General features: G+C 45.7%; 14 protein-coding genes. 6 read left to right on the top strand and 8 right to left on the bottom strand.

Annotation, left to right across the window (positions count from 1 at the left end; translation table 11 throughout):
• The first annotated feature begins 39 nt into the window (after positions 1–39).
• Both KJS52_RS16350 and KJS52_RS16345 read left to right on the top strand, forming a co-directional pair.
• Positions 40–915, top strand: a complete 876-nt coding sequence (locus KJS52_RS16350; protein ID WP_213517215.1) for a carbohydrate ABC transporter permease — start codon at positions 40–42, stop codon at positions 913–915.
• 25 nt (positions 916–940) lie between these two features.
• Complete coding sequence (locus KJS52_RS16345) at positions 941–1,753, top strand: carbohydrate ABC transporter permease (protein WP_213517213.1); 813 nt, start codon at positions 941–943, stop codon at positions 1,751–1,753.
• Between the two features lie 145 nt (positions 1,754–1,898).
• Here KJS52_RS16345 and KJS52_RS16340 read toward each other — a convergent pair whose 3' ends face one another.
• Positions 1,899–2,102 (bottom strand): helix-turn-helix domain-containing protein, encoded by a 204-nt coding sequence (locus tag KJS52_RS16340; protein ID WP_213517211.1) that lies wholly within the window; start codon positions 2,100–2,102, stop codon positions 1,899–1,901.
• 210 nt (positions 2,103–2,312) lie between these two features.
• On the opposite strand from KJS52_RS16340, the gene cheB reads away from it, so the two are divergent.
• A complete protein-coding gene (gene cheB / locus KJS52_RS16335; protein WP_213517209.1) occupies positions 2,313–3,386 on the top strand; it encodes a chemotaxis-specific protein-glutamate methyltransferase CheB in 1,074 nt (357 codons plus the stop codon).
• 28 nt (positions 3,387–3,414) lie between these two features.
• Here cheB and KJS52_RS16330 read toward each other — a convergent pair whose 3' ends face one another.
• From KJS52_RS16330 to KJS52_RS16320, 3 genes are all read right to left on the bottom strand, one after another.
• Positions 3,415–4,077 carry a DUF421 domain-containing protein gene (locus tag KJS52_RS16330; RefSeq protein ID WP_246563660.1) on the bottom strand — a complete coding sequence of 221 codons (663 nt, stop codon included), beginning with the start codon at positions 4,075–4,077 and terminating at the stop codon, positions 3,415–3,417.
• A 136-nt stretch (positions 4,078–4,213) separates the two neighbouring features.
• The gene (locus KJS52_RS16325) at positions 4,214–4,756 is read right to left on the bottom strand and encodes a chromate transporter (RefSeq protein WP_213517205.1); all 543 of its coding nucleotides are present in this window, start codon (positions 4,754–4,756) and stop codon (positions 4,214–4,216) included.
• Positions 4,757–4,774: 18 nt separating this feature from the next.
• Complete coding sequence (locus KJS52_RS16320; protein ID WP_246563658.1) at positions 4,775–5,434, bottom strand: chromate transporter; 660 nt, start codon at positions 5,432–5,434, stop codon at positions 4,775–4,777.
• A gap of 164 nt (positions 5,435–5,598) precedes the next feature.
• On the opposite strand from KJS52_RS16320, the gene KJS52_RS16315 reads away from it, so the two are divergent.
• Positions 5,599–6,804: an ROK family transcriptional regulator gene (locus KJS52_RS16315; RefSeq protein WP_213517203.1), complete on the top strand. Its 1,206-nt coding sequence runs from the start codon at positions 5,599–5,601 to the stop codon at positions 6,802–6,804.
• A 593-nt stretch (positions 6,805–7,397) separates the two neighbouring features.
• Here the strand turns inward: KJS52_RS16315 and KJS52_RS16310 are convergent.
• The 4 genes from KJS52_RS16310 to KJS52_RS16295 all read right to left on the bottom strand — a co-directional run bounded on the left by KJS52_RS16310 (position 7,398) and on the right by KJS52_RS16295 (position 12,935).
• Positions 7,398–7,889 carry a hypothetical protein gene (locus KJS52_RS16310; protein ID WP_213517196.1) on the bottom strand — a complete coding sequence of 164 codons (492 nt, stop codon included), beginning with the start codon at positions 7,887–7,889 and terminating at the stop codon, positions 7,398–7,400.
• Positions 7,890–8,001: 112 nt separating this feature from the next.
• The gene (locus KJS52_RS16305; RefSeq protein ID WP_213517194.1) at positions 8,002–9,825 is read right to left on the bottom strand and encodes an ABC transporter substrate-binding protein; all 1,824 of its coding nucleotides are present in this window, start codon (positions 9,823–9,825) and stop codon (positions 8,002–8,004) included.
• Between the two features lie 141 nt (positions 9,826–9,966).
• Positions 9,967–11,475 (bottom strand): ABC transporter permease, encoded by a 1,509-nt coding sequence (locus KJS52_RS16300; protein WP_213517192.1) that lies wholly within the window; start codon positions 11,473–11,475, stop codon positions 9,967–9,969.
• Positions 11,476–11,492: 17 nt separating this feature from the next.
• Positions 11,493–12,935 (bottom strand): ABC transporter permease, encoded by a 1,443-nt coding sequence (locus KJS52_RS16295; RefSeq protein ID WP_373871371.1) that lies wholly within the window; start codon positions 12,933–12,935, stop codon positions 11,493–11,495.
• 279 nt (positions 12,936–13,214) lie between these two features.
• Here KJS52_RS16295 and KJS52_RS27760 point away from each other — a divergent pair, with 279 nt between their 5' ends.
• Both KJS52_RS27760 and KJS52_RS16285 read left to right on the top strand, forming a co-directional pair.
• Positions 13,215–14,951 carry an ABC transporter ATP-binding protein gene (locus KJS52_RS27760; RefSeq protein WP_213517190.1) on the top strand — a complete coding sequence of 579 codons (1,737 nt, stop codon included), beginning with the start codon at positions 13,215–13,217 and terminating at the stop codon, positions 14,949–14,951.
• 326 nt (positions 14,952–15,277) lie between these two features.
• Positions 15,278–20,917, top strand: coding sequence for a DUF4073 domain-containing protein (locus KJS52_RS16285; protein WP_213517188.1), 5,640 nt, complete (start codon positions 15,278–15,280; stop codon positions 20,915–20,917).
• Positions 20,918–20,977: the final 60 nt, after the last annotated feature.

The raw sequence follows: 20,977 nt of genomic DNA, 5'->3' as shown, positions 1-20,977 counted from the left end.
CGTACCAGTAATTTTTATTAATGGAAGAGGAGAAAACTAATGAATACTAAGGGCGATAAGAGTAAATTGCTAATTGTTCCAGCGCTTGTCGTGGTTGGGGTAGTCACACAAATTCCGTTTATTCTTACAATAATCTTTTCGTTTATTAGCTGGAATGTAAAAAGGCCTGATTTGGGCATTCATTTTGCAGGCATCAGCAACTATAAAAAAATCTTGACCGACGGCCAGTTTTATCAGGTCGTTTTTAACTCCTTGGCAATTGTTGTCGTAACATTAACAATCTGCACTGTGCTGGGCATTTTGTTCGGCTTGATGCTGAATCGAAGCTTTAAAGGTGTGAATTTGTTAAGAACGCTGTTCGTTATTCCATACTTCGTAATGGAAGCGGTTGTAGGTATTATATGGAAGACGCTAATGCTTAACCCATCGCTTGGACTAAACTATTATATTTCAAGTGCGCTAGGGATTGATCCGATTGATTTCTTCGGAAAATACGCGCTGCTTACAATAATGATACTGATCATATGGCAATGGACGCCGTTTTTCTTCCTTATTATAATGGCCGGCTTGCAAAATATGCCTTCTGAAATTATTGAAAGTGCGAAAATCGATGGAGCGACTGGCTGGAAGCTGCTGACCAGCATTCAACTGCCGCTTATTAAGGATCATATTAATGTGGCTATGACATTAGGTCTGATTAATATTTTGAAGGTTTTCGGCTTAATTTACGTGACGACATCCGGTGGACCGGGCAGTTCGTCGAGCAACCTGCCGTATTATTCCTATAAGGCGCTTTTCTATGATTGGAATGTTGGAACAGCTGCCGCTATAGCAGTTGTGACCGTAGTGCTAACGCTTATTGTTGTCCAAAGATTTTACGGCTTTATGAATAAAACCAATACTAAAAATAGTTGAACATCAAGCTTAGGTGGTGAGAAGATTGAGCAGACGTTTGAAAAATAATATGTTGACAACAATAGCGTATGTTGTAGTGCTGCTATGGCTTTTTCCGATGCTTTATATGTTTTTGTCCAGCTTCAAATTTGAAAGTCAAGTGGCTGTGCCTTCGCTGACCTTTACGCCTACCCTGGAAAATTATCGGGCTGTCGTTACGCCTGAATTTTTCAAGCATTTAAACAATTCTGTGCTCGTTACAGCGGGAACCGTTGCGGTATCGGCCATTTTGGGAGTGTTGGGCGCTTATGCGCTTGTTTACTCATCGCTTAAAAAAGCAAACAATATATATTTTTGGTTTATTACAACGATCTTTTTGCCTGCGGTGGCCGTCATTACACCGGTCTATATTGTACTGGCAAAGCTTCATTTGCTGGACACCAAGCTAGCTTTAATTTTGTTGAATACAGGAGCGGGAATTCCATTAATGATCTGGATGTGCACGACGTATTTCAAAGAAATTCCTGGTGAAATTGTAGAGGCGGCAAAAATCGATGGCTGCTCCAAGGCCGGAACCTTTTTCAAGATTATGCTGCCTTTAATTAAAAACGGAATCATTTCTTCTGCGTTGTTAGTGTTTATTGTGACATGGAATGAGTTTTTCTTCGCAGTTACTGCGACTGCTACGCAATCGGCGACTTTGCCTGTGTATATGAGTAAATTTATGACGCAGCAAGGTTATTTCTGGGGCAAAATGTCAGCTGCCGGAACGATGGTTGTTATTATCCCGATTCTGATCGGCTTCTTTACGTATAAATCTCTAGTAAGAGGGTTAACAGCGGGGTCGGTGAAAGGCTAGTGCGCAGGCTATTGTACCCGCCTTTTTAAATGAATATGTAAGCTTGAAAGGTTATGCAAAATTGCAGATGAATTGCATCCTTTCTTAATGATAAAGCCCAGTCATCAAATGGTGACTGGGCTTTTTTTATTAATCCTTTCATGGATTATTGCGTTTTTTTTCTATCCTTCCACTCCTCAATAGTGCGCGGGTCTACCTCAAGGACCTCGCAAATGTGCAAAGCGATGTTCACGGTTGGCATTGCTATGCCGTATTCAATGTTCTGGTAATGCTTCAAGGAAATATTGACCAATCTGCTAACTTTTTCTTGACTAAGTTGTTTTAATTTGCGTGCATCTCTTAAGTTCATGATTAGGGACAACTCCTTTTATTTTAAGTGTATCCTTTTCGCAAACTTTTAATTACAACCTATTATTCACGTACTAAAATTACTAAAAGATGGTATAATGGTCTTAGTAACAGCTTTTCCAAAATCATAGAATTATGAAAATTAGTCCTAAATTACTAGCTCTTTATGATCTTAAAATTAGAAGTTTTCATAGTTGGGATGTGTAAAAAAGTGCGAATAAAAATACTGGTTGCTGACGACGATCCATTCATAAGAAAGCTGATAAGGGCAGCAGTAAAAGAGGATCATTTTCTGGAAATAATCGATATATCCAGCAGTGGATATGATATAGCAGAAAAAGTGCAGCGTGTCAGACCGGATGTTGTTGTCATGGCAAGCGAGCTGTCTGCCGAAAATGTTGCAATTGCGGTAGCTGATATTATGAGAGCTGCGGCTGCTCCGATCATTATGCTTGCTTCACCTACTTACTATGGCATTAGGCAAACGATTGCTGCACTTCATGAAGGTGCCATTGACTTTGTGCAAAAGCCGAAATGCGAACAGTTCAGTGATGAGTACGATTTTCAAGTTGAATTGCTGCAAAAGATTAAGGCGGCGGCAAAAGTGAATTATTTAAGCCCCTGGTCGGGTGTTCCGTTTTATGCGGCTCTAAAAATGATGTCCGGCATGCCTAAAACGAATCCCTATTCCGAGCTTGAGGTTGAGCAGATCGTGGCTATCGGTGCGGCTGCTGGCGGAACCCAGGTGCTGTCGCAAATATTGTCTGCTTTGCCGTCAAGCTTTGCCTACCCGATTTTAATTGTGCAGCATATGCCGCCGCGCTTTACAGCAGCACTTGCGGAGCATTTGGACAGTATTTCCGCGTTGCGGGTGAAGGAGGCGTGTCATGGGGATATTGTGCTTAATGGACATGTGTATGTGGCGCCTGGCGGCAGTTTGATGAAGGTCGTTAATAGGAACGGGCGGCTGCGCATTGCTTTGCAGCAGCAGGAGCAGGAAGAGCTGTCTGGTTGGCCGATCAACGAGTTATTTGCCTCGGTAAGCAAGCTGCGTGAGCTCAAAAGCCATTATGTCGTGTTGACGGGAAATGGCAAGGATGGCGCGCAGCAGCTGCCAGAGGCCAAGCAGGCTGGCGCTGCTTCGATTATCGCTCAGGATAAAATGAAATGCACCGTATTTGAAATGCCGAGAGCAGCTATTGAATCGGGGACTGTAGACTATATTATGCCGCTTGAGAAAATTGCGGACAAGCTGGTTGAGGTAACGAGCAGGGTGATCGTGTAGGGAGAAGAGGCGTGCAAGGCTGCTAATGCTAATGGATAATGGGTGGCAGGCTTTGATGGGCTTCCTCCTCGTATAGCGTGATGGAAAGAATTTTGTTTTGATCGACTGTTGCGAGAAAAACAGAATCCAGAGCAAGCTGCCTTTGTGCCAGCTGCTGTCTTACCCACGCCTCGCTAATGCCGAGCCCGGACAATATGGCGACCTCGATCTTCCCTTCCTTTATAATAGGAAATGAAATTGCAGCCTCGGGCTGCGGCGGCTCTGTTTTCTCCAAAACGCTAATTCGCCCATTCGATTCTACGACGCATAAATGAACGTCCTTTAGATCAAATATCTGTTCCTCGCGCAGCATATGTAGCACGTTGTCTACAGAATATTTGATCTTCTTCATATTTTTATGGATTAGCTTCCCTTGATAAACGATAATGATGGGCTCGAAGGAAATTAGTTTGCCAAACCTGCGATAACGGATTGAACTGATCGAAAACAACTTTTGCAGCAGAGCGACTAGCAGAATAACAAATATAGTTGGAATGTGCTCAATGTTCGGATCGGCAATATCTGCCCCGACAACAGCACCTAAAGCAATAATAATTAGAAAATCAAATACAGGCATTTCACCTATCGTTCTTCGCCCCATAAACAGTGTGACAGCCAGCATCAAGGGAAAGATGGTAACAACTCTGATCATGACGACACCTAAATCCTTAAGCAGCTCCATCTGCAGCACGCACCTTTCTGTAAGCGTAAATTGATATGGTGTACTTGCGCAAGCTGCGCATCACTATTATTTCTAATTTCCAGAAAGATATGCGATTAGTTTGAGATTAGCTGTATAACGCGATCCCGACCAAGCCTGATATAGCAATGACATAGACTGGATGTTTTTTAAGATAGGCGATCGCAATAAAGGAACCGCCGAAAATAATAAGCTGGCTAAGCGTGTACCACATATTTGCCCCGAACAGAGCGTTGTTTTTAGTAAATATGATCGCGGAATAAACAATAAAGCCTGTTACAGCAGCGCGGACTCCAAACATGGAGCCTTGCCAGTAACGGTTGTTTTTCATTCTCTTGTAGAAAGCGGCGAGTACTAAAATGCATAAAAAGGCAGGCCCGATAATGCCAAGTGTTGCAGCAACAGCTCCAGGCAATTGCTTATGCATATAGCCGATCGAAACCGCCATATTGACGGCAATTGGTCCCGGACTCATGCCGGCGATGGCGGTTACGTCAGTAAATTGATCGAGGGTCAGCCATTGATAGCGGTTGACTACTTCCGTTTGCATGAGCGGAATCATCGCATACCCGCCGCCAAATGATACAAGGCCGATCATAAAAAAGGTAATAAAGAGTTGGAGAAGCTCCATCATGCTGCATCTACCTCGCTATATCATATAGTCGCTATAATCATCCTGGGCAGCTGTTTGCTGCTTTTCTTCTTGCTTGGTCTGTTGCAGCTCGTCAGAATGGCGGGAGCAGACTGCAATTCCGGCTATCGCGCCTAGTACAATAATAAAAATTGGGTGTAGCCAGCTGCTGAAGAAATAGAGTGCCAGCACAGCGGCAATGCAAATAATCATTGCTGCATAGTTGACAATCGCTTGCTTGCCCATTTTTAACGCCGCATAGACGATAAGCGCCAGTATCGTCGTACGAATAGCGGTGAAGGCAGCTTCAACCTTCGGATGATCGTGAACCTGCAAAAATAATAAGGATAAAACGATCATAATAAGAAAGGTGGGGAGGATGATGCCGCTTAGCGCAGCCAGCGCTCCAAGCTTTCCCTTCATACGGTACCCGATAAAAATCGCCGAGTTCAAAGCAATTGCACCTGGAGCGGATTGAGCCAAGGCAAAGACATCAGCAATTTCCCTCTCACTTAACCATTTGCGCTGCTGGACGGCCTCTTTTTCGATGATTGGAATTAAGGCATAACCGCCGCCGAAAGAGGAGGGGCTAATTTTCAAAAATGAGACAAATAGCTGGAAAAGGGTATATTTCTCAAGTTTTTCCCAAAAAGAGAATAACCTTTTAATTTTAGTCAAAGATAATCACTCCCGATTAGATAAGTCTTTATATATCATATCATCTTTATTCCATTTTGGGATTAAGTTTAAAGAGAAAATCATTTTTTTGTGTGGACTGTTCGTTATAATGGTTATAGTATATAATTCCTATATTATTACTTGAGAATTGAGGGCAGTGTATAATGAGACGCTCTATTTCTTTATCTCCGTCTAAAAGAGGCATTTTTCAATATATTGCACAGCGAAATGATGTCGCGAAGGAAGAGATTCAGCAAGCGCTGCAACTAGCGAGCTCTACTGCCAGCAGACTGCTGCAGGATATGGTAGAGGAAGGCTTGCTGCTTTCTTCCGGCTACGGCCCGTCCAAGGGTGGACGGAGGCCGATTTTATATAATGTGAATCACGATTACGGTTATATTGTCGGGATTGAAATTTCACGCTTTTACGCGACACTTGGTTTGTATGACCTGGCGCTTAACGCGAAATCGCTTACGCGCTGGAGAATGGACAGCTCAATGAAGCCAGAGGTGTTTATCGAGCTTGTCGCGCAAAAAATTTCCGCTTATTGCAAGGATCATCAGCTTTCGCTTGAGCAAATCGTCGGCATTGGCATCGGTTCAATCGGTCCGCTTGATCGCACGAGCGGCGTTTTAATCAATCCTGCACATTTTCCGGCAGAGGGCTGGGCGAATTTGCCGATCTCCGAGCTTGTCGCACAATGGATGGATATGCCTGTATTGGTTGACAATGGCGCAGATTGTGCAGCTATTGGCGAGCAGCTAATGTTTCGCAAGCAAGGGCTTGAAGCTGAGCATTTGCTTTATATTAATGCAGGAGTTGGCTTGCGCACGGCGATGATTTCCGGCGGCAGCCTGGTACAGGGCAGCTATGATCGCGAAGGCGCATTTGGCGAGATGATTATTAGAGCAGGAGATCCGCCAATATTGCCAGGGAAGCCGGCAGGCGCGCTGGAAAATTACGCGTCGATTCCTGCCCTGGTTGAGCAATATAAAACACAGTATCGGTTGGGCAGAACGGGTATAAGCTCGACAACCCCAGCTCCAGCTCAGGAAGCGCAAATTGATTTTGATTTTTTAATTCGCGAGCTGAGGCATGAAAACCCAGTCGTGCGCGAGCTGTTTCATCAGTCTGCTATGTATTTAGGCATAGGCGTAGCGAATTTAATTAATACGTTTCAGCCGCATCAGGTCATTATTGGCGGGGCGCTCATTTCGGCATACAAAGGCTACTCGGAAATTGTAGCCAGCATCGCGCATAAGTATACGTACAACTCGCCGCTATACCAGGCGCAATTTATGGAAGGGCTGTTGCTGGAGGATGCTGTTGCGACGGGGGCAGCACTGCTCGTGCGTAACAAGCTGTTTTAAGAGAGGTAGGTTAAAAAGCTGGACTTTGATGACGATGTGATGCTTTGTAGCTTAGTCGACGGCGAATATGTCACGCTACCGAAGGCTGCGGTGCTCACGTAGCAACGCTCTACGCTACGCTCCTCGCCTTCTAGTATCTTGCCATCTTCTTGGTCCTGAAAGCCCAGCTTTTAAACCTCGATTGGAAGGGGAAGTTTAAAAAGCTGGACTTTGATGACGATGTAACTTCTCTGTTGCGGATTCGACGGCGAATCTTGAACGCTAGCGAAAATTCCGGTGCTCACGTAGCAATTTGCCTACGCTGCGCTCCTCATTTTCTACTAGCGTCCAAGCTTCTTGGTCCTGAAAGCCCAGCTTTTTAAACCTCGATTGGAAGAAGTAGGTTAAAAAGCAGGACTTTGATGACGATGCGATTGCGTTGGAGGTTATTCGACGTCGAATCTTGAACGCTAGCGAAAATTCCGGTGCTCACGTAGCTTGTGCCTACGCTGCGCTCCTCGCCTTCTAGTATCGTGTCATCTTCTTTGGTCCTGAACAGCAAAGGACAGCGAGCTCAAGCTGAAGTGCTTGAACATGCTGTCCTTTGCTGTCTGCTAATTGCCGGCAATCGGCTTAATTTCATATGTTTGCTTTCCTGGCTCTACTTGCTTGCCTGATGTTAATGCCTGCTCTGCGTCACGAGAGACAGTTTTAATTTGCCAGCCGAATGATAGAACGGAAGCGAGCCGCTTGGCTTCACTGTCACTAAGCTCGGCATAAATCGCTTCTGCGTCGGGTGGCTCAAGCATGAGTTGGGCGTCCTGCTTGAAGGTAAGCAAAATCCAGCTATGGATGCCGCGAATCGTATTGTATTTGATCGTATAGCCATCCTTGACCGCACTTATAAAGGTCTCCTGCTGCTCATTGGCCAGCGCAGCCAATCCCGAGTAATCAAATTCAAATTTGCTATCATCCTGAGGCAGCTCCTGACGCATAACCCGATCGATCAATTCGTCATCTGACCAGCCAAGTCCGCGCAATGATTCCAGCATTAACGCTTCCCATTGCGACAGCTTCGTTTTTGTTCCTTGTGTCGTTTCACTCATCGCGTATCTCTCCCTGTCATAATCATTCTTTTCATAGCAGCTGCGGTTAAAGCAAGAGACTGCCAATAGGCAGCCTCTCAGTTTTGACTTTTACGCCAAATGATCTATCCGATTATTTGCTTGCTTTATAAGCATTCAGATGCTCTTTAGCTTTAGCTGCATCTGCTTTAAGCTCCAAACCAGTGTTGACGATTGGGCTAAGGGTTGAGGTAGCTTTGTACTTGTTGCCAGAGTAGAACGTAATAAATTCTTCCTGGTTAATCGAGTACAGCACCGCTTTGCGCAAATCTGCACTTTCAGCTACTGGACGATTGCTTGTGTTGAATAGCAAGTACGATACCGCGTTGCTCGGAATGGACTGCAGCTCTAGCTTGCTGTCGCCTTTTACAACGTCAAATTTGGACTCGCTGACGCCGTAGAACAAGTGGATTTCTCCGCTGCGAAGCGCTGATAACGTGCTGTCAGCATCCTGAATGAATTTGATTTTAATGTTTTCGATTCTTGGCTCATGCTCAGTACCCTTCATATACGCAGGGTTTTTATAGAAGGTAGCCTCGTAGTCGTTTTTATGGGATAAAATGTAAGGGCCGCTCGTATACAGCGTATTGTTGTATTGGCTTCCTTCCGTAACGGTATTTTGATCGCCATATGGAATATCTTTGTTCACATCGAAGTTTTCTACATCATACGTATTAATCGCTTGAACCTGCTTCTGAGAAACGATACCTGCAGATTGGTGAGCCAAATAGTTAAGCACCTGCGGGAACGGTGTCGTTGTCGTTAGCTTCACAACCTGGTATTTGCCTTCTTTGTTGTTGGCATCTTTTTTATCGGCAACAAGCTCGGAAATTTTAACATCCAGGCCTTTCTCTAGCGCTGCTCGAACTGTCTCGTCGCTGCCAGAAACCTTAAGTGCGTCAAGAGCGGCAAGATCCGTTACAGTCTCAACCGTATTAATATGCTCATGCAGCGTATAGGTACGATGATCAGGCACAGAGTTTCTGTCTTTGGCACGGTTCAAGGAGAAGATAACATCGTCTGCTCCGACACGCTCGCCGGAATCAACTGCTTTTTTGTCTGTAACTTTAGCAAAGTTAATATCGTCGCGCAAAATAAAGTAGTATTCGGTATTGCCTTCCGCGATCGCATGATTTAAGGAAAGCGAGCCGTCTGACGTAATTTTATCGTCATCAGTCAAGTTAACAAGACGAACATACAGGTTTGTATTAATAATATTGATCGAACCGTCATTGCCCTTGATTGGATCAAGAGAAGTCAGGGTAGGGAATGTCGATTGCAAAATTAGCGGGTCAGTGCCGTGCTTTGCAGTGTCCGTAAATTCAAGCTCCTCCCAAGGCAAAGAACGGGATTTGGAGATGCGTACAGAGTCTGCGGCCAAAACCTCTTTGTTGAATGCTTGCGATTTAATCGAATTAAATAAAGGAGCGATATAAGCTTTTTCAAACACCAGCGCTTCTTCAAAGCGTTTGTACGTGTCTTGATATTGCTCAGGCGTTTGCGTCGATGCTTCATCAATCAACGCATCGATTTCCGGATCAGACAAAATGCTGTAGTCTCCGCCAGTTTTGAACAAGGAGCGGACAGCATAGTCCGGGTTACCTGTAACCGTAGTCCAGCTGGACAAGGAAATATCGAAATTGCCGGCATCCTCTTGTGTCTTGAAGCTGCCGTAGTCAGGCTGAATGTTCAGCTTGACGTTAAAGCCGTTTTTGGCAAGCTGGTCGCGCACAATGTTAAGATCATCCTCATTGGCACTCATGCCAAGCAGCTCGATATCGACAGGCGTCTGATCGACGTTGGCATTATTAGATGGTGTAGTTGACTCGCCGGATTCGTCTTTCGTTTTCAATGTGCAGGCACTTAGCACCACGGAAACGATCAGCAGCAAGGCGATGAATTTCATATTTTTTTTCATGCTATTTCCCTCCAATGTTGTTTATATGAAATGTATTGATTATTCAAAGCCCATCTTAAGCATAGCCTTAATATGCATTCAGCAAGGCGATAGAATACAAGCGTGACAGATCCGCTGCTAAGTGACGCTTAAGCTCATTGCCTAGTTAAGCTTCGGATCAAGCGCATCGCGCAGGCCGTCTCCTAAAAAGTTGAAGGCAAGCACGAGCAGAATAATGGCAAGACCAGGGTAGATCGCGGTATAAGGATGAGTTTCCAAATAAGCGCTGCCCAGCTTCAAAATATTGCCCCACTCCGGTATATGCGGCTCAACGCCAAGCCCTAGAAAGCTTAGGCTGCTTGTTGAAATGACGGCAGTACCGATTGTAAGCGTGGACTGCACAATCATCGGTGCAACCGTATTGGGCAAAATATGACGGAATAAAATCAAGCGGTCACTGGAGCCGATCGCTGAAGCGGCTTGCACATATTCCAGTGAGGAAACCTGCAGTACATTCGCCCGCATAATCCGCGCATAGGTTGGAATTGAGCCAATGCTGAGCGCAATAATAAGATTAAAGATACCAGCGCCAAAAGCTGCGATAATAGCAATTGCCAGCAGAATGCCCGGAATAGCGTACAAAATGTCCAAGGCTCTCATAATAATATTGTCCGTATGCTTGCCATAATAGCCTGAAATCGCGCCAAGCAATCCGCCAATTATTAATGGAATAACCGTCGTTAGAACGCCGACAAGCAGCGATATTCTAGCCCCCATTATGATGCGGGAAAATAAATCGCGTCCGAAATTGTCGGTGCCAAGCGGGTACATTGCGCTAGGCTGCTGTAAAATTGCGCTGTAGTTGTTGTCAATCGCCAAGCTGCTGTCAAAGGTAAGCATGCTTGTAATTGCTAATGTAACTAAAAAAGATACAAAAAGCAAGCCCAGCATGGACGTCATGCTTCTGGCCAGCTTCTCGAAAATTTCGCCGAAGCGCGTTCCCGAGGTGTAGCCTTGATTGCGGATTTTCGCAATTAGCATAATGCCCAGGAACAAAGCGAACACATTTCCGGTAGCGGCTGTTGCAATGAGTATTGCTGCGACCACGTACATCCAGCGTGGCAGAAAATCCTCTTGCTTATATTTGGCAAGCAGCAGTAGTGAAACAAGCTGGAAAATGGCGCAAATTAACAGCAGCGCCATGCCAATTAAGAAGTAATCTGCTACATAAGGCTTCAGTGTATTCAGCGCTGAAACGGCAAAGGTCAAAATCGTGGACAGCAGTGTATAAACAGCCAAAGTATAGGCAGTGCTTTTTGAACGTTTAATCAGCTGGCTGCCAGCAATGACTACAAACACATTGGCAACCAAAATCGCTGGCAGCAGCAAATAGCCTGATCTTCGTACAGCAGGCGTAATATGTCCATGATGGAGCAAATTGCGTCGAATAAAGAACCAGATTACAAGCTGTATAACAGCAAAGAACAGGTAGCTGCCGCCGATGATGAGCAGAAGAGGCTGAAAGCTGTTACCTTCCACCCATATCGCGTTTAGCAGCAATATAGCGGCAACTAATAAGGAAAGCAGTCCCGCCAGGCTGGCTTCTCTATATTCCGGGGCTGACTTCAACCGAAAGTTGATTTCCTGTTGTGTTGATGCAATGTTGACCACAGTCGTCTCCCCCTGATTTAATATTGTTTCATTTTTGAACGGATGCGCGGATCTAAAAAGGCATACAGCAGATCGACGATCACATTCACAATTGAAATCGTAATAGCAGTGTAGACAACACCGCCCATAATGCTAGGAATATCCGGTATAAACTGCCTGTCGACAATGTAGCTTCCGATCCCGCTAATATTGAATACCTTTTCTGTCACTGCCGCGCCGCCAAGCATGCTGCCGAACAGCAAGCCGATTACAGTAATAATCGGAATCAAGGCATTGCCGATAGCATGCTTCCACAGCACATGCCTGCTTTTCAAGCCCTTGGCTCTGGCTGTAATAATGTAATCCTCATGAATGACCTCAAGCATTGAGGAGCGAGTCATTCTGGCGACAGAAGCCATTAGCGCCGTGCCCAGCACGACAACAGGCATAATCGCCGACATCCAGTTCCCCGGGCTGTAGGTTGCCGGGAGCCAGGACAGCTTAATCGAAAAATTCAATATAAAAATTAGCCCAAGCCAAAAGTTTGGAATCGACAGTCCAAGCAGAGCAATGAACATAAAGGAATAGTCGAATACCGAATTAGGCTTGGTTGCAGAAATAATACCGATTGGCAAAGCGATTATAACCGCCAGAATGGTAGCAATGACGGTCAACGTAAGTGTAATCGGAAATTTGTTGGCAATCGCAGTTGATACGAGCTCATTGCCTGCAAAGGATTTGCCGAGATCTAGTGTTACAATGCCTTTTAATGTGTCCCAGAGCTGAACCAGATAAGGTTGATCCAGACCGTACAGTTGATTGAAGGAGGCAATTTGCTCCTCGGTTGCCGTTTCACCTAACAAATTAGACGCCGGGTCCATTGGAGAAATATATAAAATCGTAAACACGAGTACAGATACGCCTAAAATGACTAATACAGCCATAACTAACCGTTCAATAATGTATTTCACATAAGGGTTGCTGTAAATCAGCATCAGCACGTACATGGGAAATGCAATAATAATGGATAACGCAAAGCGAGCGGGGTGCATAATAAACCATTGAAACGCATGCTCGAACATAAACGGTTCTGCTGTGTGCTGTTGAAGCTGCATGCGCTGATCTACTGCATTTGAAAATTTTGTGTCAGCCCATGCTTTGGCTTCCTGCTCAAGCGCTTTTTCGTTAACCGACTGCCCAAAAAATTGGTGCTTGCGTCTGACCTGCTCGCGTGCCTCCTGCAACAACTGCGCTGGCAGACCTGATTGCGTCAGCTCCTGTACAGTGCTTTCCTTAAGACGAGCATATCCGCTTTTTGCCGAAAAATAGCGGAAGATTGGAATTAGAATAATGGATAGCGGCAAGCCTAAAATGAGCAAGAGCCATTTATAAGTAGGATGTCGCAGCATTTTTTTGTAGATAGAGACAGCTTTGTCTGCGATGCTGTCCTGATGTAATGCAACTTGCCCTGTCAATGCTATCTACTCCTTTGTTGTTCTCGTTCTGACAATCAGTTAATATGGTATAAGTTCAATTTCATTAATTATATACGATTTAATATATACGATTGCGGCTTGAATTTAAATTGCATTATTCCTATAGATATAGTAGATTATATTTTGAGGCCACCCACCTGTCAATACTGAAAAAAAGGTTGACAAGCAGGCTGAGGCTTAGTTTTGGAAAGAACAAGATAATTTATTCCAAGCATGTCATTAAAGCTTAACGATATAGACATCATTGACTTTGAAGGTGATAGGATGAGCGCATTATTAAAGGTAGACAATTTATCAGTGTCCTTTTTCGCCCATGACAAAGAGGTTCAAGCTGTAAAAGGCGTCAGCTTTCATTTGAATCAAGGCGAGACATTAGGCATTGTCGGGGAATCAGGCAGTGGAAAAAGTGTAACGGCTCGCTCTATTATGCGGCTGCTGCCTTCTCCTCCTTCGATGATGAAGAGTGGAGAAATTTGGTTTAATGGCGAAAACCTGGCGCAAAAATCAGAGCAGCAAATGGAGCAAATCCGCGGACGCGACATTAGCATGGTGTTCCAGGACCCGATGTCTTCACTCAATCCGACGATGCGCGTTGGCCGCCAGATCGAGGAGGGCTTGCTCAGGCATAGAGCGATGAAGCCCGAGCAAGCAAAGCAAGAAGCGATTAACATGCTTAAGCTTGCCGGCATTCAAAACAGCGAAATCCGCTACAGCCAATATCCTCATGAATTTTCGGGCGGTATGAGACAGCGTGCGATGATTGCAATGGCAATGGCCTGCTCGCCTTCGATTTTAATTGCTGATGAGCCGACAACCTCGCTCGATGTAACGATTCAAGCGCAAATTTTGCAGCAAATGAAGGAGCTGCAGGCGCAATTTGGCACGGCGATTATTTTGATAACGCATGATCTGGGAATTGTAGCAGGCATGTGCGATCGGGTGATCGTTATGAAAAACGGCGAGATCGTTGAAAGCGGAGAAACGAGAGAAATATTCAAAAATCCACAGCATGAATATACGAAGCGGCTGTTAAACGCGCTGCCGCGGCTTGATCAGAAGAAACAGAAGTCGTCAGCTGCTGGCTCTGTTCATAAACAAGCAGACACTCCACTCATTGCTGTCTCGTCTTTGAAGCAGCATTTTGATTTGGGAAAAGGGAGAACGCTTAAGGCAGTTGATGATATCAGCTTTCATATTCAAAGCGGAGAAACGCTTGGCCTGGTAGGCGAATCGGGAAGCGGCAAGTCAACGACAGGCAGAAGCATTTTGCGGCTGCACGAAATTACTGGCGGCGAGGTGCTGTTTAAAGGCTTTCCGCTGCAGCATTTGAATAAAAAAGAACTGAAAAAGCTGAGACGCCATATGGGCATGATCTTTCAGGACCCATTCGCCTCTTTGAACCCTAGATTGCGCGTCGCTGACATTATTGGCGAGCCTCTGGACGTACACGGACTTGTATCCAGTAAGCGCGAGCGGCAAAGCAGAGTTGAAGAGCTGCTTGAAATGGTTGGACTGGAAGCCTCGCATGCGATGCGCTATCCGCATGAATTTTCAGGCGGGCAGCGGCAACGGATCGGTATTGCCAGAACGCTTGCTGTTAATCCGGAATTTATCGTTTGCGACGAGCCGCTTTCAGCGCTTGACGTTTCTATTCAAGCGCAGATTGCCGAGCTGCTGCAGGAGCTTCAGCAGCGTCTTGGCTTGACGTATCTGTTTATTGCTCATGATTTGGCGATGGTTAAGCAAATTAGCGACCGTGTTGCGGTTATGTATCGCGGGAAAATTGTTGAGCTGGCCGAGAGCGAGGAGCTGTTTGCCAACCCACTGCATGCTTATACCCAATCGTTGCTTACTGCAATCCCAATCCCTGATCCTGATATTGTGCCGGATCGCAAGCAGCTGCGCGTCGAGGAACTGGATCAAGGCGATCCTTACCAGCTCTCCAATGCTCGTTTGGTGGAGGCGAGTCCGGGACACTGGGTGATGCAGGCGGAGGCTTAAGCTTCACTGTTCTTTCACCATATCAACATATCACTATACACCTCCATACCTTCACAGGCTTAAGATCATGAGTTTATCATGATTGAGCTTCTGAAGGTATTTTTTTGCTGTTTTATATGAATATGGCGTTTGAAAGCAGCTGCAGCAAATTGTCAAATCTATTGCACTTTAGTATAGTAAAATGTGGTAGAGTTATGTAATAAATTTATTGTAGTAGATAGGCAGCAAGCATTGATACAGCAAGGTTATAGGCGTCGCATCTAAATGATAAATAAAAACTATGGAGGATGAGAATCTTGCAATGGCAAACATGTAAACAGACAGTAATGTTATGGCTTGTCTTTCTGCTAGCGCTCCCCGTATTGGCGCCATCTGTTCAAGCTGCAGAATTATTGGATGAGCAGGGCAGCAGGCTGGTGCATACGACAGTATCGCAAAACTTTGGTATTAGCGCCGTTAAGCCTACCTCAGACGGCAAATATATTGTCGTGGGAGAAAACTATATTAGTAAGATGAATAAAGCAAGAGCTATCGAATGGTCAACGCTCATTTTCGAGGAAGAGCCGGATCGTTTTACTTCGCTTAATTATGTCATGCAAGCAAGGGACGACGGTTATTTGTTTGCAGGGCGGGATTTTGTGCGCGACCAATGGATATACGGCAAGCTTGATGCCGGAGGCTCCTATATGTTTGTAAAGGAAACCGGCGACTATTCTCAAGGAAGTGTTGCGGCGATATTTGAGGATACTAACGGCTTTTTCGTAATCGGCTACGTTGGTTCAGGGGCGGAGCGCGATATTCAGCTGCTGTGGACAGATCATAACGGCAACAAAATTACAGACAAACGCATTTCAAGAGCTGGCGAGCAGTATGTAAGAGATGTACAAAAAATAGGGAATAATTATTTAATTATTGGCGATAGCGGCAGCCTGAACACTAACGGCTATACCGTTATGATCGATCAAGCAGGCAATATTGTTAGAGATTTTATAAGCGTGGGCACCGGGTCTACGACCTTGCAAAGTGCGTACATATTGGAGGACGGCAGTTATTTTCTAACCGGAAGTGATTTAAGCTCTGGTCAGCGTGCGCTTTTGATTAAGGTGAATGCCAATCATGAACAAGAGTGGATGCGCACCTATCCTTCTCAAACAAACAGCAATTCCCTGGCTTATCATATAGCTTCTACTTTAGATGGTGGTTACATCATTGCTGGGGGCAATAATAGCTTGAACGGAATGCTGCTGAAAATTGATGCTAATGGGAACAGACAATGGGAAAAGTGGTTTGCTGGCACTTATAACTTGCGATTCGTAGAACAGCTTGAGGATGGCAGCTATTTAACGGCGGGCAATGCTGCATCAGGTCCTTTTCTGCATGTAAAGGTTGGTGCGCCCGCTGAATTGAGCATCGATGATGCAAGCAATACCATTATTGGTTTAACGGAAGCGATGGAATATTCGCTTGATAATGGCACCGTTTATACGCCGTATCTTTCGTCTGCTCCACCCATATTCCCTGGTGATCTAAACGTTCTAGTCAGATACAAGCAGGATTGGTCGGCTGGTTATGAAGCAGGAGCTCCAATAGAGCTTAAGTTTACGCAAAATGCAATTGCAGCAAGTGTCTCTGAGCTAGACAAGCTGATCGTACCGAATGGAACGGAGCTATCTGCATTAGAGCTGCCAGAAAAGGTGGAAGTAACGTTAAGCGACGATACAACGCTGGACGTTGCGGTGGCATGGGACAACGGCACACCAGCATACAACGGAACTGTAGCTGGTACGTACCTGTTTAAAGGTGATCTAGCGCTGCCTGTTGGGATAGACAACCCACAAGAGCTGGCAGCTAGCATTGTTGTAGAAGTGGAAGAAGCGCCAGTAGTACCAGTAACAGTGAAGTCGGTAGCACAAATGGACAAGCTTATCGTGCCAAATGGAACGGAGCTATCTGCACTGGAACTGCCAGAAAAGGTGGAAGTGACGTTAAGCGATGATACAACGCTGGAAGTAGCAGTTTCTTGGGACAACGGTACACCAGCATACAACGGAACTGTAGCGGGAACGTATCTGTTTAGCGGCAATCTAGCGCTGCCTGCTGGTATAGACAATCCAGGGGAGCTAGTTGCAAGTATTGAGGTTGAAGTAGAAGAAGCACCAATAGTTGCTGTTACAGTAGAATCAGTAGCACAACTAGACAAGCTTATCGTACCGAATGGAACGGAGCTTTCTACATTAGAGTTACCAGAGAAAGTAGAAGTAACGCTAAGCGACAATACAACGCTGGAAGTTGCGGTGGCATGGGACAGCGGCACACCAGCATACAACGGAACTGTAGCGGGTACGTATCAGTTCAAAGGCAATCTAGCACTGCCTGCTGGTATAGAGAATCCAGGGGAGCTAGTTGCAAGCATCGAGGTAGAAGTAGAAGAAGCACCAATAGTTGCTGTTACAGTAGAATCAGTAGCTCAACTAGACAAGCTTATCGTGCCGACTGGAACGGAGCAATCTGCATTAGAGCTGCCAGAAAAGGTGGAAGTGACGTTAAGTGACGATACAACGCTGGAAGTAGCAGTGGCATGGGACAATGGCAAACCAGCATACAACGGAACTGTAGCGGGAACGTATCACTTCAAAGGCAATCTAGCGCTGCCTGCTGGTATAGACAATCCAGGGGAGCTAGTTGCCAGCATCGAGATAGAAGTAGAAGAAGCACCAGTAGTTGCTGTTACAGTAGAATCAGTAGCTCAACTAGACAAGCTTATCGTACCGTATAAAACTGAGCTAATTGAACTGAAGCTACCAGAAAAGGTAGAATTAACGTTAAGCGATAATACAACGCTGGAAGTTGCGGTGGCATGGGACAATGGCACACCAGCATACAACGGAACTGTAGCGGGCACGTATCTATTTAGAGGCAATCTAGCGCTGCCTGCTGGTATAGAGAATCCAGGGGAGCTAGTTGCAAGCATAGAGGTAGAAGTAAAAGAAGCACCAATAGTTGCTGTTACAGTAGAATCAGTAGCACAACTAGACAAGCTAATCGTGCCGAATGGAACGGAGCTCTCTGCACTAGAACTGCCAGAAAAGGTGGAAGTGACGTTAAGCGATGATAAAACGCTGGAAGTAGCAGTTTCTTGGGACAACGGCACACCAGCATACAACGGAACTGTAGCGGGCACGTATCTGTTCAAAGGCAATCTAGCACTGCCTGCTGGTATAGACAATCCACAAGAACTAACAGCTAGCATTGAAGTTGAAGTAGAAGAAGCGCCAGTAGTACCAGTAACGGTGAAGTCAGTAGCTCAACTAGAAAAGCTAATCATGCCGAATGGAACTGAGCTTTCTGCGCTTGCGCTGCCAGAAAAGGTGGAAGTGACGTTAAGTGACGATACAACGCTGGAAGTAGCAGTTTCTTGGGACAACGGTACACCAGCATACAATGGAACTGTAGCGGGAACGTATCAGTTCAAAGGCAATCTAGCGCTGCCTGCTGGTATAGACAATCCACAAGAACTAACAGCTAGCATTGAAGTTGAAGTAGAAGAAGCGCCAGTAGTTCCTGTTACAGTAGAATCAGTAGCTCAACTAGACAAGCTAATCGTGCCGAATGGAACTGAGCAATCTGCATTAGAGCTGCCAGAAAAGGTGGAAGTGACGTTAAGTGACGATACAACGCTGGAAGTTGCAGTGGCATGGGACAACGGCACACCAGCATACAACGGAACTGTAGCGGGCACGTATCTGTTCAAGGGCAATCTAGCATTACCTGTTGGGATAGACAACCCACAAGAGCTAGCAGCTAGCATTGTTGTAGAAGTGGAAGAAGCGCCAGTAGTACCAGTAACAGTGAAGTCGGTAGCACAAATGGACAAGCTAATTGTACCAAATGGAACGGAGCTCTCTGTACTGGAACTGCCTGCAAAGGTGAAAGTCACGCTAAGCGATGATACAACGCTGGAAGTAGCAGTGGCATGGGACAACGGCACACCAGCATACAACGGAACTGTAGCGGGTACGTATCTGTTCAAAGGTGATTTATCGCTGCCTGCTGGTATAGAGAATCCAGGGGAGCTAGTTGCAAGCATCGAGGTAGAAGTAGAAGAAGCACCAATAGTTGCTGTTACAGTAGAATCAGTAGCACAACTAGACAAGCTAATCGTACCGAATGGAACGGAGCTCTCTGCAATAGAACTGCCAGAAAAGGTGAAAGTGACGTTAAGCGATAATACAACACTGGAAGTAGCAGTTTCTTGGGACAACTTTACACCAGCATACAATGGAACTGTAGCGGGAACTTATCAGTTCAAAGGTGAACTAGCGCTGCCTGCTGGTATAAACAATCCACAGGGGTTAGTTGCAAGTATTGAGGTTGAAGTGGAAGAAGCACCAATAGTTCCTGTTACAGTAGAGTCAGTAGCACAACTGGATAAGCTAATCGTTCCAAATGGAACCCAGCGCACTACACTAGAGCTGCCAGAGAAAGTAGAAGTCACGCTCAGCGATAATACAACGCTGGAAGTAGCAGTCACATGGGACAACGGTACACCAGCATACAACGGAACTGTAGCGGGTACGTACCAGTTCAAAGGCAATCTAGCACTGCCTGCTGGCATCAGCAATCCGCAAGAGCTGGTTGCTGGCATCGAGGTGGAAGTGGAAGAAGCGCAAGTAGTGCCAGTTACAGTGAAGTTGGTAGCTGAATTGGAAAAGTTAACCGTAACATACGGAACGGAGCTATCTGCATTAGAATTACCTGAGAAAGTAAAAGTTACACTAAGCGATAATACAGCACTAGAAGTAGCAGTCACATGGGACAATGGCACACCAACGTACAACGGAGCTGTAGCAGGCACATACCAGTTCAAAGGCAATCTGGCATTGCCTGCTGGCATTGACAATCCGCAGCAGCTTGCAGCTGGCATTTCGGTAGAAGTTGCAAGACAGGTCATCAGCCCACAGCCGTCTGTACCGTCGAATAAGCTATATCTTTATTGTAATGAAATCGGCTGCTCGACAAGCTATGGCAACGAGCTGAAGGTGGAAATTGGCAGTAACGCATATGATGGACCATTTACAGTTTCAATTGAGAAGCTTGCGCTAAGCGAGCAACAACGAGCTGCATTACCGGCAGAATCACAACCACTAAGCGCTGCATTTGAGCTGTTAAAAAGCTTTGAAGGAAGCTTGAAGCAGCCAACTCGTTTAAGCTTTGCTTTCGATGAAAGCATGCTGCAGCAAGGCTATCGTGCAGCACTTCATTATTATGATCCTGTTCAGGCTGAATGGCTTGAAATTGCAGGCGAAGTGGATGCAGGTACATTCGTAGCCGAAGTCGATCAGTTTGCAACGTTTGCATTGCTTGCAGTTAAGGATGAAGTTTTACTAGAGAATCCGTCCCCCGAGTCGCCAGCTCAATTCAATGATACTGCAAACCATTGGGCGCAGCTTGCGATTAAACGAGCAGCGGCTATCCAGCTTGTCGATGGCTTTGCGGATGGAAGCTTCCGTCCAGATGAATTGATCACTCGCGAGCAATTTATAACGATTCTTGCTCGAGCACTCGGATGGACTGATTCTGCAGCCAAGCTTGATTTTCAAGATGCAGATACTGTAGCTCCATGGGCAGCTCAGGCTGTAGCGGCTGCTGTCGAGCATCAAGTTATACAAGGTTATGCAGACGGAACAGTTCGACCATCTGAAGCCATTACACGAGCGGAAATGGTAGCCTTCATTAGCAGAGCTGTGGAATGGGATGATCATAATGCGGAAGACCAGGCTTTATCGAGCTTTACAGACCATGCTGAGGTTCCAAAATGGGCGTCAGCAGCATTTGCCAAAGCAGTTGAAGAGAAGCTGATTGTAGGATCAAGCAGTCAAAAGCTTGAGCCACTGCAGATCGCAACTCGTGCAGAAGCGGTCGTTATGCTCATCAGGCTGCTTGATCTGCTCGGATTGAACAGCTAGTTTAGCTGCAATGCTGCAAAAGCAAGTATAAGCGCGGCAATAGAAATAAACTGGATGCAC

Origin of the sequence: Paenibacillus montaniterrae (assembly GCF_018403185.1) — a bacterium.
GTDB lineage: Bacteria > Bacillota > Bacilli > Paenibacillales > Paenibacillaceae > Pristimantibacillus > Pristimantibacillus montaniterrae.
The sequence above is the reverse complement of the archived record's forward strand: the minus strand, read 5'-3'. Positions and strand labels throughout refer to the sequence as shown.

Coding starts and splice junctions, on each gene's coding strand:
- KJS52_RS16350 (WP_213517215.1), top strand. CDS start 40: ATGAATACTAAGGGCGATAAGAGTAAATTGCTAATTGTTCCAGCGCTT.
- KJS52_RS16340 (WP_213517211.1), bottom strand. CDS start 2,102: ATGAACTTAAGAGATGCACGCAAATTAAAACAACTTAGTCAAGAAAAA.
- KJS52_RS16330 (WP_246563660.1), bottom strand. CDS start 4,077: ATGATCAGAGTTGTTACCATCTTTCCCTTGATGCTGGCTGTCACACTG.
- KJS52_RS16325 (WP_213517205.1), bottom strand. CDS start 4,756: ATGGAGCTTCTCCAACTCTTTATTACCTTTTTTATGATCGGCCTTGTA.
- KJS52_RS16315 (WP_213517203.1), top strand. CDS start 5,599: ATGAGACGCTCTATTTCTTTATCTCCGTCTAAAAGAGGCATTTTTCAA.
- KJS52_RS16310 (WP_213517196.1), bottom strand. CDS start 7,889: ATGAGTGAAACGACACAAGGAACAAAAACGAAGCTGTCGCAATGGGAA.
- KJS52_RS16305 (WP_213517194.1), bottom strand. CDS start 9,825: ATGAAAAAAAATATGAAATTCATCGCCTTGCTGCTGATCGTTTCCGTG.
- KJS52_RS27760 (WP_213517190.1), top strand. CDS start 13,215: ATGAGCGCATTATTAAAGGTAGACAATTTATCAGTGTCCTTTTTCGCC.
- KJS52_RS16285 (WP_213517188.1), top strand. CDS start 15,278: ATGTTATGGCTTGTCTTTCTGCTAGCGCTCCCCGTATTGGCGCCATCT.